The sequence below is a fragment of the Actinomyces sp. ICM58 genome, assembly GCF_000283035.1.
GTDB lineage: Bacteria > Actinomycetota > Actinomycetes > Actinomycetales > Actinomycetaceae > Pauljensenia.
Genome location: NZ_ALIY01000014.1, coordinates 1 through 13,879 on the forward strand (window position 1 = coordinate 1; position 13,879 = coordinate 13,879).

General features: G+C 67.8%; 12 protein-coding genes, 1 other RNA gene and 1 pseudogene. 9 read left to right on the forward strand and 5 right to left on the reverse strand.

All coding sequences use genetic code 11. The annotated features are described in order from the left end of the window. Positions 1 to 660: pseudogene (locus HMPREF1138_RS00380) on the reverse strand (phenylalanine--tRNA ligase subunit beta); the annotation flags it as partial. 1 nt (position 661) lies between these two features. Continuing rightward, positions 662 to 1,747 (reverse strand): phenylalanine--tRNA ligase subunit alpha, encoded by a 1,086-nt coding sequence (pheS, locus tag HMPREF1138_RS00385; RefSeq protein ID WP_009055187.1) that lies wholly within the window; start codon positions 1,745 to 1,747, stop codon positions 662 to 664. Positions 1,748 to 1,916: 169 nt separating this feature from the next. Here pheS and panB point away from each other — a divergent pair, with 169 nt between their 5' ends. The 3 genes from panB (at position 1,917) to ppgK (ending at position 4,608) form a co-directional block, all read left to right on the forward strand. Continuing rightward, positions 1,917 to 2,777: a 3-methyl-2-oxobutanoate hydroxymethyltransferase gene (gene panB / locus HMPREF1138_RS00390; RefSeq protein ID WP_009055191.1), complete on the forward strand. Its 861-nt coding sequence runs from the start codon at positions 1,917 to 1,919 to the stop codon at positions 2,775 to 2,777. Between the two features lie 27 nt (positions 2,778 to 2,804). Then, positions 2,805 to 3,689 carry a type I methionyl aminopeptidase gene (gene map / locus HMPREF1138_RS00395; protein ID WP_009055232.1) on the forward strand — a complete coding sequence of 295 codons (885 nt, stop codon included), beginning with the start codon at positions 2,805 to 2,807 and terminating at the stop codon, positions 3,687 to 3,689. A gap of 166 nt (positions 3,690 to 3,855) precedes the next feature. Further along, on the forward strand, positions 3,856 to 4,608 hold the full coding sequence (gene ppgK, locus HMPREF1138_RS00400; RefSeq protein ID WP_009055180.1) for a polyphosphate--glucose phosphotransferase: 753 nt from the start codon (positions 3,856 to 3,858) through the stop codon (positions 4,606 to 4,608). Between the two features lie 71 nt (positions 4,609 to 4,679). Here ppgK and rnpB read toward each other — a convergent pair. Further along, positions 4,680 to 5,045, reverse strand: an RNA gene (gene rnpB, locus HMPREF1138_RS10440) — RNase P RNA component class A. Positions 5,046 to 5,096: 51 nt separating this feature from the next. On the opposite strand from rnpB, the gene HMPREF1138_RS00405 reads away from it, so the two are divergent. Then, on the forward strand, positions 5,097 to 5,909 hold the full coding sequence (locus HMPREF1138_RS00405; protein WP_009055217.1) for a YaaA family protein: 813 nt from the start codon (positions 5,097 to 5,099) through the stop codon (positions 5,907 to 5,909). Positions 5,910 to 5,988: 79 nt separating this feature from the next. Then, positions 5,989 to 7,326, forward strand: a complete 1,338-nt coding sequence (locus HMPREF1138_RS00410; protein WP_009055210.1) for an alpha-L-fucosidase — start codon at positions 5,989 to 5,991, stop codon at positions 7,324 to 7,326. A 3-nt stretch (positions 7,327 to 7,329) separates the two neighbouring features. Here HMPREF1138_RS00410 and HMPREF1138_RS00415 read toward each other — a convergent pair whose 3' ends face one another. Next, positions 7,330 to 8,073, reverse strand: coding sequence for a zinc ribbon domain-containing protein (locus HMPREF1138_RS00415; protein ID WP_009055181.1), 744 nt, complete (start codon positions 8,071 to 8,073; stop codon positions 7,330 to 7,332). Beyond that, complete coding sequence (locus HMPREF1138_RS00420; RefSeq protein WP_009055193.1) at positions 8,070 to 8,981, reverse strand: Nif3-like dinuclear metal center hexameric protein; 912 nt, start codon at positions 8,979 to 8,981, stop codon at positions 8,070 to 8,072. The genes HMPREF1138_RS00415 and HMPREF1138_RS00420 overlap by 4 nt, the downstream gene beginning before the upstream one ends. A gap of 61 nt (positions 8,982 to 9,042) precedes the next feature. Here HMPREF1138_RS00420 and lipB point away from each other — a divergent pair, with 61 nt between their 5' ends. The 4 genes from lipB to HMPREF1138_RS00440 all read left to right on the forward strand — a co-directional run bounded on the left by lipB (position 9,043) and on the right by HMPREF1138_RS00440 (position 13,721). Further along, on the forward strand, positions 9,043 to 9,720 hold the full coding sequence (gene lipB / locus HMPREF1138_RS00425) for a lipoyl(octanoyl) transferase LipB (protein WP_009055176.1): 678 nt from the start codon (positions 9,043 to 9,045) through the stop codon (positions 9,718 to 9,720). After that, the gene (gene lipA, locus HMPREF1138_RS00430; protein ID WP_009055228.1) at positions 9,717 to 10,784 is read left to right on the forward strand and encodes a lipoyl synthase; all 1,068 of its coding nucleotides are present in this window, start codon (positions 9,717 to 9,719) and stop codon (positions 10,782 to 10,784) included. The genes lipB and lipA overlap by 4 nt, the downstream gene beginning before the upstream one ends. Next, on the forward strand, positions 10,781 to 12,274 hold the full coding sequence (locus HMPREF1138_RS00435; RefSeq protein ID WP_009055205.1) for a class I adenylate-forming enzyme family protein: 1,494 nt from the start codon (positions 10,781 to 10,783) through the stop codon (positions 12,272 to 12,274). The genes lipA and HMPREF1138_RS00435 overlap by 4 nt, the downstream gene beginning before the upstream one ends. Positions 12,275 to 12,353: 79 nt before the next feature. Continuing rightward, positions 12,354 to 13,721, forward strand: coding sequence for an NAD(P)/FAD-dependent oxidoreductase (locus HMPREF1138_RS00440; RefSeq protein ID WP_009055208.1), 1,368 nt, complete (start codon positions 12,354 to 12,356; stop codon positions 13,719 to 13,721). Positions 13,722 to 13,879: the final 158 nt, after the last annotated feature.

Sequence of the window (13,879 nt, forward strand, 5' to 3'; positions counted from 1 at the left end):
GGCCACGACGCCGGGCAGGCCCGGGTCGCGGAAAGCGGCGCCGGTCGAGTGGGAGTACTCGCGCGCGATGCCGCGCATCGAGAAGCAGTAGCCGCGGTCCGGGGTCACGTTGATCTCCAGGACCTCCTCCCCCAGCCCCAGCCAGGACACGATGTCCGTGCCGACCGCGGGGATCTCACGATCCGGGAAGTACTGCGGCAGGACGATGATGCCGCTGTGATCCTCGCCCAGACCCAGCTCGCGCGCGGAGCAGATCATGCCGTCGGAGACGTGACCGTAGGTCTTGCGTGCGGCGATCTGGAAGTCGCCCGGCAGCACGGCTCCCGGCAGCGAGACAACCACCAGGTCGTCAACGTCGAAGTTGTGCGCGCCGCAGATGATGCCGCGGCTGGGCAGCTCCGAAGGCTCCTTGCCCGTGCCGGGGGCGTCGTTGTACTCGCCCACGTCCACGCGGCAGTAGTTGACGGTCTTGCCGTTCGAAGCGGTCTCCTCCACGCGCGTCAGGACGCGGCCCACGACGAGGGGGCCGATGACGCGGGCGGGATGGATTTCTTCTTCCTCGAGGCCGACCTTGACCAGGGCGGCGGCCAGGGCCTCGGCGTCCGTCCCCTCAGGAACGTCGACGTGGTCGGCCAGCCAGCTCAGCGGAACCATAGGCATGTCAGTTTCCCCTTCCATTGACGCCGAACTGCTGGGAGAAGCGAACGTCTCCCTCGACGATGTCATGCATGTCAGCGATGCCGTGACGCAGCATCAGCGTGCGCTCAATGCCCATGCCGAACGCGAAGCCCGAGTAGACCTCGGGATCGATGCCGTTGGCGCGCAGGACGTTGGGGTTGACCATTCCGCAACCGCCCCACTCGATCCAGCCGGGGCCGCCCTTCTTCTGGGGGAACCACAGGTCCATCTCGGCGCTGGGCTCGGTGAAGGGGAAGTAGGAGGGGCGCAGGCGGGTCTTCGCCTCGGGGCCGAACATGGCCTTGGCAAAGTGATCGAGAACGCCCTTGAGGTGCGCCATCGTCAGTCCCTTGTCAACCGCGAGGCCCTCGACCTGGTGGAAGACCGGCGTGTGCGTCGCATCCAGCGCGTCGGAACGGAAGACCTTACCCGGGCACGCCACGTACAGCGGCACACCGCGCGCGAGCATCGAGTGGGACTGCACGGGCGAGGTGTGCGTGCGCATCACCAGGTGGCCGTCCTCCTCCTTCTCGCCGCCCACGCTGCGGCCGTCAATGTAGAGGGTGTCCTGCATCTGGCGGGCGGGGTGATCGATGTCGAAGTTGAGTGAGTCGAAATTGAACCACTCGTGCTCGATCTCGGGGCCCTCGGCGATGTCCCAACCCATGGCCACGAAGAAGTCAGCGACCTCTTCCATGAGCGTCTCCAGGGGGTGGCGGGCACCGGCGGGGCGGCGGCGCGTGGGGACCGTGACGTCCACGGACTCCTCGACCAGCATGCGTGCCTCGTGCTCGGCGGCGAGGACCTCCTTGCGGGCATCGAGCGCCTCGGTCAGCGCCTTGCGCGCCTGTCCGAGGTTCTTTCCGGCCAGACCGCGCTTCGAGGGCTCCAGCGAACCGATCGTGCGGTTCGCGGTCACGAGCGGGGCTTGATCGCCAAGAAGAGCGGCGCGAACGGCCTTGAGGGCGTCCAGCGAATCTGCTTCTTCAATATCGACGAGGCCCTGGGCGCGCACTGCGTCGACGGCGGCCTCGTCAAGAGGATCAAGGTCAGGGGCATTGCCAGCCATGTCCTGCTTCCTTCTTCTTTCCTACTGGGGTCATTACTGCGCGCATCACGCGCACTGTCCCCCATCCTACCCGGTCGCGCATCCTCACAGCTCACCGGGTCCGCCGCCGCGCTACCCTGGAAGGCGTGAATGCGCGTGAGCGCACCCGTTGTCTCCAGACAGGACCCCCATGTCTCACATCACGCACCCTGAAGGCGCGGCCCCGGCCTCGTCGCCAACCCCCACCCTCTTCAACGCCAAGCGCGTGCGCGTCCAGCACATCGCGCGCGCCAAGGCCGAGGGCATCCCCCTGACCATGCTCACCGCCTACGACGCCCTGACCGCGCCCATCCTGGAGGCCGCCGGGATCGACATACTCCTCGTGGGCGATTCGCTGGGGAACGTGATCTTGGGGCACGGCTCGACGCTGCCCGTCACCCTGGAGGACATGGAGCGCGCCACAGCCGCCGTCGCTCGCTCAACCTCTCGGGCGATGATCGTCGCCGATCTGCCTTTCGGCACCTACGAGGACACCGCGGAGCACGCCTTCGCCTCGGCGAGCACGCTCATGAAGGCCGGCGCCCACGCCGTCAAGCTTGAGGGCGGGCAGAGCCGCGCTCACATCATCGCCGCACTCACGGCCGCCGGCATCCCCGTGTGCGCGCACCTGGGATACACGCCCCAGTCCGAAAACACGCTGGGCGGACCGCGCATGCAGGGACGAGGCGCTGGTGCCGATCAGCTGCGCGCGGACGCCGAAGCCGTCGAAAAGGCCGGAGCCTTCGCCGTCGTCTTCGAGATGGTGCCCGCTTCCATCGCGACGGAGCTCACCCAAACCCTGAGTATCCCCACCATCGGCATTGGCGCGGGTCCGAACACCGACGGACAGGTGCTCGTGTGGTCCGACATGGCCGGATACTCCGACTGGACGCCCTCTTTCGTGCGACAGTTCGGCCAGCTTGGTCAGGCTCTGCGCGAGGCCGCGTCCGACTACGTGGAGGCGGTGCGCGAGCGCTCCTTCCCCGGCCCCGACAACTACAAAAACGACTGACGCCACCCGTTTGCAGGAGGAAGAACCATGGAAGCATCACCGCTGGCACGCCGCGCGCCCCTGGGCACGCTGAAGCCCGGACGCGTCTCGGCCCGGCGCGCCGTGCCTGAGCACATCGCGCGCCCCGAATACATGTTCCACGACGGCCCCGAGCGCGTCACGACCTCGGACGTCAAGAGCCCCGAGACGATCGCGAAGATCCGCGAGGCCGGGCGCATCGCCGCCGGTGCCATCGAGGCCGTGGGCGCCGCTATCGCGCCGGGCGTGACCACCGACGAGCTAGACCGTATCGGCCACGAGTACCTGCTCGCGCACGACGCCTACCCGTCGTGTCTAGGCTACATGGGCTTCCCCAAGTCCCTCTGTTCCTCGATCAACGAGGTCATCTGCCACGGCATCCCCGACGACCGCCCGCTTCAAGACGGCGACATCATCAACATCGACATCACGGCCTACAAGGACGGCGTCCACGGCGACACCTGCGCCATGTTCGAGGTCGGCACGGTCGACGAGGAGTCCCACCTGCTCATCGAACGAACGAAGAACGCGATGATGCGCGGCATCAAGGCCGTGGGTCCGGGCCGCGAAATCAACGTGATCGGGCGCGTCATCGAGGCATACGCGAAGCGATTCGACTACGGGGTCGTGCGCGATTTCACGGGCCACGGCGTCGGCGAGGCCTTCCACTCCGGCCTCATCGTCCCCCATTACGACGCGGCCCCCTCCTACGACACGGTCATGGAGGTCGGGATGGTCTTCACGATCGAGCCCATGCTGACGCTGGGCACCGTCGAGTGGGAGCGCTGGGACGACGATTGGACGATCGCGACCGCCGACCGCTCGCGCACCGCGCAGTTCGAGCACACGATTGTCGTGACCGAGGACGGGGCCGAGATCCTGACCCTTCCCTGATCACCGAAACGAACGCGGCCCGCCTCGTTTTCTCACGATATGAGGCGGGTCGCGTTCGTTTTGCAAACGAATTGTGTTTATCGCGGTGGCCTCCGTTACAATTCAAATACGTTGGGCGCCAGGAGCCCGCGCACACAACAGGACACACGTTACCCGAGGAGGGGTCATGGTTCAGGTCGCTTGCGGCATCGACATCGGCGGATCCGGCGTGAAGGGCGCGCTGGTGGATCTTGAGACCGGCGAGTACATCGGCGATCAGGTTCGTATTCCCACCCCCACCCCGGCAACCCCCGAAGCCGTGGCGCAGGTCTGCCGCGAGGTCATCGACCAGCTCGACGTGAAGGTCGGCGTGCCGATTGGCGTCACCTTCCCCGCCCCCGTCTTCGACGGCGTCATCCCCTACATGGCGAACCTCGATCAGTCGTGGGTTAACGTCAATGTGGATGCTCTGATGGAGCGTTTCCTGGGCCGCACCGTCGTCGCCCTCAACGACGCGGACGCCGCGGGCATCGCCGAGGTCGCCTACGGAGCGGCAAAGGGCCGCGACGGGGTCATCGTGTTTACGACGCAGGGCACGGGCATTGGCTCGGCCATCATCGTCAACGGCACACTGCTGACCAACACAGAGCTGGGCCACCTAGAGATCGACGGCACCGACGCGGAGAAGAACGCGTCTTCGGGCCAAAAGACACTCCAGGGCCTGAATTGGGAGCAGTGGGCGCAGCGCCTCCAGCGCTACTACAGCCACGTGGAGTTCCTGCTCAACCCCGACCTGTTCGTCGTGGGTGGGGGTGTCTCGGAGAACCACGAGAAGTTCATGCCCCTGCTCACGCTGAAGACCCCCATGATCCCCGCGAAGCTACTCAACACCGCTGGCATCGTCGGCGCCGCCTACTACGCGGCGCAGCATAGCGCCTAAGCGCCGCCCCGCGGCGGGCACTCGGCTCCCGAAACAACGGAAGGACCCCGACGCACGTCGGGGTCCTTCCGTGGATCTGTCGGCCTATACGCCGGGTTCTGTGCCCGCGGACCGTTACCGGTCTCGCGGTGGCGACCATCTATCTAGGACCGTCGTTGCCGACGGCCTCCAGCAACCTACCCGCAGGCATGAGGCGGGCCGCCCTGCCTGCTGCTCGGTCTTGCTCCGGGTGGGGTTTACCTAGCCGACGCGGTCGCCCGCGCCGCTGGTGAGCTCTTACCTCACCTTTTCACCCTTACCGCCACGATCAGTGGAGGTGGTTTCTTTTCTGTGGCACTGTCCCGCGGGTTACCCCGGGTGGCTGTTAGCCATCACCCTGCCCTGTGGAGCCCGGACGTTCCTCGAGCGTTTCCGCGCGCGGCCGCCCGGCCGGCAGATCCGCACCGATTCTAGCGCGCCTGGCGGCTTCGGCGCGATAGGGTGTCGTCATGCTGATCTGGTTGCCCCCATCGGAGGGGAAGAACGCGCCCGAATCCGGGCCTTGTCTGTCCCTGGACGCCCTCTCGCGCCCTTCGCTGAACGCGGATCGTCGCCGGGTCGCGGACGCGCTGGTCGCCCTGGGCTCGGGCCCGCAGGCGGCGGCCACGCTCAAGGTTGGGGCGCGCATCGACCTGTCCGTCAACGAGGGTCTTGACACCGCGCCCTGCGCCCCGGCCTCGTCGCTGTTCACGGGCGTCCTCTTTGAGGCCATCGAGGCCGTGGCACCGGGTGCCTGGCAGTGCTCGGGCGCGACGTCCGTGTCGGTGTTCTCAGGGCTCTTCGGTGTCCTCTCCCCCGCCGATCTCATTCCCGATCACCGCCTGGCCATGGGCGTGTCCCTGCCCGGTTTCGGCGTCCTGTCCACGTGGTGGGCGCCGCGCCTGGACGAGGCCCTGCACGAGGATGCATCAGGACAGGTCGTCATTGATGCCCGCTCGGGCCCCTACCGGGCGGCCTGCAAGGCGCCGTGGGCGCGCGTGTGGGAGCTGCGCGTCGTGCGCGAGGCCGACGGTACGCGCTCGGTGATTTCCCACGATGCCAAGCGCTGGCGCGGCGCGATGACGGGCACGCTTCTGGCGTCGGGAGGATACGCCGCGGGCGAGACGGCCGAGTGTGAGCAGGCGCTGACGGACGCTGCGCACGCGGTGACGTTGCACGACGCTCGCGGGGCCGAGCATCGCGTCATCGACGTCGAGTTCGGGCCCGAGATGGGCACGAAACAGGGCGGCGCGAGGCGAGCGCTCACGCTGGTGACCAATTAGCCGCTGGGCTATCCTTTGTCAGGAACCTGCAGGGCGCAGGCTTGGCCCGGCGCGGCCACGAAGCGGAGAAAACGTCGCGATGATCAACGAGGACTACCTGGCCAATATTCGGCCCACTCACCGTCAGCTCCAGTGGCAGAAGATGGAGATGTACGCGTTCATTCACTTTGGGATGAACACGATGACGGATCGTGAATGGGGCGAGGGCCATGAGGATCCGGCCCTCTTCAACCCCGCTGACGTGGACGTGGAGCAGTGGATGCGCGCTCTCGTCAGCGCCGGTATGACCGGCGTGATCCTGACATGCAAGCACCACGACGGGTTCTGCCTGTGGCCGTCGGCGTACACGGCTCACTCCGTGGCCTCTTCCCCCTGGAAGGGCGGCACAGGCGATCTGGTGCGCGAGGTGTCGGATGCGGCCGCGCGCCACGGCCTGAAGTTCGGTGTCTACCTGTCCCCCTGGGACATGACGGAGCCGACCTATGGGCAGGGCGAGGCCTACAACGACTTCTACATCAACCAGCTCATCGAGCTGCTCACCCATTACGGCCCCGTGTTTTCTGTGTGGCTGGACGGCGCGTGCGGGGAGGGCCCCAACGGTAAGGTTCAGACCTACGACTGGCAGCGCATCTACGACACCGTGCGTGCGCTGGCCCCCGAAGCCGTCATCTCGGTGTGCGGCCCCGACGTGCGCTGGTGCGGCAATGAGGCGGGATCCGTTCGGACCAACGAGTGGAGCGTCGTGCCCGCGTCCCTGCGCGAGGCCGAGCGCACCGCGGAGAAGTCCCAGAAGGCAGACGACGGCGAGTTTTCCCGGCAGGTGGCCTCCGGCGACGAAGACCTGGGCTCACGCGAGGCCCTGGCAGGTTACTCCGGCCCCCTGGCGTGGTACCCCGCGGAGGTCAACACCTCGACGCGCAAGGGCTGGTTCCACCACGACGTCGAAGACTCCCAGGTGCGCAGCGCCGACGAGCTGTTCGCCATTTGGAAGGGGTCGGTGGGCGGTAACGCGACCTTCCTGCTCAACGTCCCGCCCAACCGCCACGGCCGCCTGGCCGACGCCGACGTGCGGGTTCTGGCGCAACTCGGGGAGAAGATCGCTGACTTCCGTTCGCGCCGCATCGACGCCGCCCGCGAGGATTCGTCGAACACGGTGACGCTGCGTTTTGGTTCGCCGCAATCGGTCGGCGCCCTCGTCCTGGAGGAGGACATCGCCTGCGGGCAGCGCATCGACGAGGCCGTGGTGGCCTCGTGCGTGGAAGGTGACGACGAGCGGGAGATCGCTCGCGTCCAGTGCGTGGGCTACCGGCGCATCATCACCATGGACAAGCCCGTGACCGCCACCCGGGTGCGGGTGACGGTCACGGCGAGCAGGCAGGGCTTCTACCTGGCGGACGTCTACGCGGTTCGGGCCTGAGCCTCAGCGGGGCGTGTTCGCCGCCGTGCGCACGACAATCTGGGAGGTGTCCTCGGTCAGGTACAGCTCGTCGGCGGGGGTCAGGCGAATGCGTTCGAGCTCCATCGGGCTCAGGTCGGCGGCCACGCCGATGCCGTAGCCGTCGCGCACCTCGATGACGGCCAGGGCGCCGTTGCGGCGGCGCGCGTCCTCGTATTCCTCGAGGAGGGAGTGCGGGAGGCGATCGGCCAGAGCGCGGCGGGCGGCGATGACGCGGCGCAGGTCCTCGTCGGACTCGGCGACGTCGGCCTCAAACTCGGCCTTGAGGTGCTCGATGTCGGCGGTGATCGCCTGGGCTTCGGCCTTCATCTTGTCCTGCGCGGCGCGCGCGGCTTCGAGGCGTTCTTCGGCCTCGACCTGGTCGTCTTCGAGCTTGGACAGGCGCCGGTCCATCTGCGCGATCTCGTGCTCCATAGCGGAGATGTCGCGCAGGGGCACCTGGTTGTTATCGATGCGCCCCTGCTGGCGCTTGCGGCGCTCGCTCACCTTGCCGATCTCGTCTTCGATGCGGGTGATGTCGCGGCTCACATCGGCGATGATGGCGTTCTGGCTGATCGCGGCGCGCTGCAGGTCTGCGACGCGGCCCGCGAACTCGCGCACGGTGGCGTGGGCGGGGTGAGAGTCGCGCTTGTGGCGCAGCGCCGATTCCTTCTGGTCAAGCTTCTGAAGCTCGAGAAGCTCGAGCTGGTCGGTGTGCGTCGCTTTCACGCTAGTCCTCCCTGGGTGACTCGGTGGCTGGTCCATGGCTCGGTGACAATCGTAGAGACTTCGACGCGAAGTTCCACATCGGCGGCCGCTGCCGCCGCTTCGATGCGCCGGGCGAGCACGGGCAGCCACGGCGACTCTGTGGCCCAGTGGGAGCCGCACAGCAGCGCGGGGGAACCACCCTCGAGGTGCTCTAAGGCCGGGTGATGGCGCAGGTCTGCTGTCAGGTACACGTCGACGCCGGCTGCGCGCGCTGCGTCCAGTGCGCTGTCCCCCGCGCCACCCAGGACGGCGACCCGACGCACCGCCATGGCCTCGTCCCCTCCGACGAGGAGACCCGTAGGACCGGCGGGGAGCGCGGAGGCGACGTGGTCGGCGAAGGCACCGAGCGTCGTCTCGTCGACCGTTCCGACGCGGCCCAGTCCGATCTCGTGTCCCTCGGCGTCAACGCCGCAGGGTTCGAGCGGCACCGTGTCGCGTAGGCCGATCAGGTCGGCGAGCGCCGTGGCCACGCCCTCGCAGGCGACGTCGGCGTTCGTGTGCGCGTTAAACAGGGAGATGCCGGCCCGGATGAGCCGTGTCACGACCGCTCCCTTGGGGTCGGTGACCGGCAGGAAGGAGGCGCCGCGAAGGAGTAGCGGGTGGTGCGTGATCACCATGTCGTAGGGCTGTCCGTCCCCGTGGGGTCCGGCGACGGCCTGCTCGGCAATGGCGGCGGTGGGGTCGAGGGCGAGGAGGAGTGAGCGCACCGGGGCGTCGGGGTCGCCGACGATGAGGCCGACGCGGTCCCAGGGCTGCGCGGTGGCCTGCGGGTACCAGGACTCCATGAGGGACATGAGGTCGCGGACGCGCCACGAGGCCTGGGCTGAGTCGGGAGCGTCGGGTTCGGAAGAATGAGAGGACAATCGCATGCGACAAGCATACCGGACCCCCAACAAGCAAGGGACCCTGCCCGCGACTATGATCACATCCGTGCAGATTTTGAGCTTACTCGACCGGGGGTTGGTCGATTATTCGCAGGTTGACGCGCTCCAGCGCTCCCTGCACGAGGAGGTCCTCGCCGGCGGCGAGGACACGCTCATCGTTTCCCAGTTCACGCCCACGTGGACGGCGGGGCGCCACACGAAGCCCGAGGATATCCCCTCCACGACCGTCCCGATCATTCGGACGGATCGCGCCGGTTCGGCGACGTGGCACGGTCCCGGGCAGGTCGTCGTCTACCCCGTCGTTCGGCTGCGCGAGCCCGTCGATCTCGTGCAGTGGATCCGCGCGGTTGAGGCCTCGGTCATTGACACCGTGCGCGAGGCGTGGGGACTGCCGGTGCACCGCGTCGAGGGACGCGCGGGCGTGTGGCTGACCGAGGAGGGGCGCCGCGACCGCAAGATCTGCGCGATCGGCCTGAAGGTCGCGCGCGGGGCAACCCTGCACGGCGTCGCCCTGAACGTCGATATCGACCCTGCCCACGCCTTCGAGGGCATCATCCCCTGCGGCCTGACCGACGCCGACGTGACTTCCCTGTCGTGGGAGGGCGTTCACACGACCGTTGCCGAGGCCGCGACGCAGCTCATCCCGCGCATGGTGGAGCACATCTCCCCGTGCCTGGCCACCCAGCCCGCTTCCGTTTCCTACACGACGAGGTCCCCCCTATGAGCACCCTGCCTGATCCCGAAGGACGCAAGCTCCTGCGCATCGAGGTGCGTAACTCGCAAACGCCGATCGAGAAGAAGCCTGAGTGGATTCGCACGACGGCGAAAGCCGGCGAGAACTACCAGGACATGCGTTCGCTTTCCCACGCGAAGGGCCTGCACACGGTATGCGCCGAGGCGGGGTGCCCCAACATCTACGAGTGCTGGCAGGACCGCGAGGCGACGTTCCTCCTCGGCGGCGCCCTGTGCACGCGCCGCTGCGATTTCTGTGACATCGCGACGGGGCGTCCCACGGAGTACGACAAGGACGAGCCTCGCCGCATCGCCGAGTCGGTGCGTGACCTGGACCTACGCTACGTGACGATCACGGGCGTGACCCGAGACGATCTGCCCGACGGTGCCGCGTGGCTGTATGCGCAGACGTGCCGTCTCATCCACGAGCTCAACCCGGGCACGGGCGTGGAGCTCCTCGTGGACGACTTCCGCGGACAGGCCGAGTCGATCGACATGGTGATCGAGGCCGGCCCGCAGGTGTTCGCGCACAACCTGGAGACGGTGCCACGCATCTTCAAGAAGATTCGTCCCGCCTTCAACTACGATCGTTCGCTCGCGATGATCAAGCGCGCCCACGACGGCGGCATGGTCACCAAGTCGAATCTGATCCTCGGCATGGGCGAGACGCGCGAGGAAGTCAGCGCCGCCATGCGCGATCTGCATGAGTCGGGCTGCGATCTGCTGACGCTCACGCAGTACCTGCGTCCCTCTCCCCTGCACCACCCGATCGACCGCTGGGTGCACCCGGAGGAGTTCGTCGAGCTGGCGGCCGAGGCCGAGGAGATGGGCTTCGCCGGTGTCATGGCCGGCCCCCTCGTGCGTTCCTCCTACCGCGCGGGCCTGCTGTGGGCCAAGGGTATGCGTGCTCGCGGCTTTGAGATCCCCGAGCAGCTGCGCCACATCGAGAACTCCGGTTCGACGCTCCAGGAGGCCGGCTCGGTGCTGGCTCGCCTGAAGGAGCGCTCGGAGCGTCACGCGGCCATGGCAGCCGCGAAGGCCGCCTCGGCCTCGTGATCCCCGATTATTCGCCCGCGCGGGCTCTCCTGGCCGCCGCGCGCCGCCACCCCGAGCGGCTCTCCCTCGTGGATGCGGTGACGGGCCAGGAGTGGAGCGTGCGCGAGGCCGCCGATACGGTCGCTCGCCTGGCTCGTGCCTTCGCGGAAGCGGGCATCGGTGAGGGCACGCGCATCGGCGTCGTCGGGGTGAACTCGCCGTGGCACTACATCGCGTTCGTGGCGGCCTCGTGGCTGCGCGCGGTGACGGTTCCGCTCTCCCCGCGCATGCCCGACTCCGCGCTCGCGTCGATGTGCGCGCAGGGAGGCGTCTCGTGGGTGTTCCACGACGAGGCCTCCTCCCCCACTGCGCTCGCCCTGGCCTCCGCGGGTGTGCACCGGGCGTCGTTTGGCGACCTGGCCGCTTGGGTGGCTCGCGCGGCGCCGATGAGCACCGCGCCCGCGCGCTGCGGCACCGAGCTGGCGGCCATCTTGTTCACCTCCGGGTCGACGGGGACGCCGCGTCCCGTCGAGCTCACCCACGAGGTCATGTGGTGGGGGTCGACGAATTTCCGCGAGGGCTTCGACTACGCGCCGACCTCGTCGGTCGTGGGCGTGTGCGCGCCCGCCAGCCACATCGGAGGCTTCAACGGAACATCCATGGACGTGTGGACGCACGGCGGGACGCTGGTGACGCTGGGTTTCCCGGGTTCCTTTGATGCGCGCGGCGTGCTGGACGCGATCGCACGCTACGGGATCACCATGATGTTCGCCGTGCCCGCGATCGTGCGCGCCCTCGTCGAGGAGTACGAGGCCGGCGGCGGCGATCTGTCCTCGTGGGTGCGCCCGCTGATCGGCGGGGACGCGATGACGGCGGATCTGGCGGAGGCGATGCGTCGCGTGGGCCTGTCTCCCATCCACGTGTGGGGCATGACGGAGACGTCGGGGGCTGGAACGGTTGCGACGCCGCAGTGCGGCGCGCCCGCCGGGTCGCTCGGTGTCCCTTTTCCCTACGTGGACCTGGTTGTCATGGCCTCTCCCGAGCGCGAGGCGGGCGTCGGCGAGATGGGCGAGATCTGGGTGCGCGGACCCGGCGTCGTCACCGGCGAGGAGTGGCTACGCACCGGCGATTTGGCGACGAGGGACGCGAACGGTTGGCTGCACATGGTGGGACGCGCCCACCGCATGATCAACACGGCCGGTGAGCTGGTGGCTCCCCCGAGCATCGAGCGCGCTCTGCGGTCGCTGGATACGGTGTCCGATGCCCTCGTCGTGGGGTTGCCGGACGAGCGCTGGGGGCAGATCGTCGCCGCGCTCATCGTACCTTCTCCCAAGGGCCGCGCCCTGGCCTCGTCGATGAGCGCCGACGCGCTGTCGGAGGCCCTGCGCGAGGCCTTGGCGCCGTGGGAGAAGGTGCGGCGGATCGTGGTCGTGGACGAGCTGCCGACGACGGCGACGGGCAAGCCTGATCCGCTCGGGGCGGTGGAGCTGTTCTCGGCGTCGGAACGCTAGAGACGAGTGCGCGAGACTTCACAATTTATGCGCACCGCATTTAGGTAAGATTAGCCTTGCTTAATCAAAGGAGAGTCTTATGCCCCGTCATCGCATCGTCATCATCGGCTCCGGTTTCGCTGGCCTGACGGCTGCTCGTCGGCTGAAGAAGGCCGACGCCGACATCACTATCCTGGCCCGCACGTCGCACCACCTGTTCCAGCCCCTGCTCTACCAGGTGGCCACCGGCATCCTCTCCGAGGGCGACATCGCCCCCACGACGCGCGAGATCCTGCGCAAGCAGAAGAACGTGACCGTCCTGCAGGCGCTCGTCGAGGAGATCGACGTTGAGGCTCGCGTCGTGAAGTGGCGCAACCACAACAAGTATGAGCACACCGAGTACGACACGCTGATCGTGGCGGCGGGCGCGGGCCAGTCCTACTTCGGCAATGACCACTTCGCGGTGTTCGCGCCGGGCATGAAGACGATCGATGACGCACTCGAGCTGCGCGCGCGTATTTTCGGCGCGTTTGAGTTGGCGGAGATCGAGACCGATCCTGCTCTGATGGGCAAGCTCCTCACCTTCGTCGTTGTGGGCGCGGGCCCGACGGGCGTGGAGATGGCGGGACAGATCCGCGAGCTCGCCTCTCACACGCTGAAGGGCGAGTTCCGCAACATCGATCCGACGAAGGCTCGCGTCATCCTGGTGGACGGCGCCGAGCACCCACTCCCCCCGTTTGGCGAGCAGCTCGGGCATAAGACCGAGGAGGCGCTGGCCAAGCTGGGCGTCGAGATGAAGATGAACGCATTCGTGACCGACGTGGACGCCGAGGGCGTGACGCTGAAGTACAAGTCCGGCGAAGAGGAGCGGATCGAGTCCGTGTGCAAGGTGTGGGCTGCGGGCGTGTCCGCGAGCCCGCTGGGCCGGGCCCTGGGCGAGGCGACGGGCGCCGAGGTGGACCGCGCGGGCCGCGTGACCGTCAACAAGGACCTCACCCTGCCGGGGCACCCCGAAATTTTCGTGTTGGGCGACATGATGGCGTTCCCGGGCGTGCCCGGCGTCGCGCAGGGCGCGATCCAGTCGGCGCGCTTCGCCGCCGATACCATCGCCGCGCGCCTGGCGGGCCGTAAGCCGAGGGCGACGGAGTTCTCCTACTTCGACAAGGGGTCGATGGCGACGATCGCGCGCTTCAAGGCGGTCGTGAAGATGGGTAACACGAAGATGACGGGCTTCACCGCGTGGGTGGCCTGGTGCTTCCTGCACCTGCTGTACATCGTCGGCTTCAAGTCGCAGGTGGGCACGCTGGTGAATTGGTTCTTCAGTTTCCTGTCGGGTGCGCGTTCGCAGCGCACGACGACGAACCAGCAGATGGTGGGCCGCCTGGCCATGGAGCAGCTGGGGGCGGGTGCCTCCGGCAAGCTCGTCGCCGGCGAGGACGTCGTCGAGGAGCGCATTCACGAGGCCTGAGCACCTCACGCTCTGAGGGTCGATTCTGGCGCGCGTTCGGGCACAGCAAGCGCGCGCTGACAAACAGGCAGACAGGCATGGTGTGGGGCCGGAAGCAAGAGCTTCCGGCCCCATTGTCATGCCATCTTCTATCAGGCAACATCTGCTCCTGCACGTAT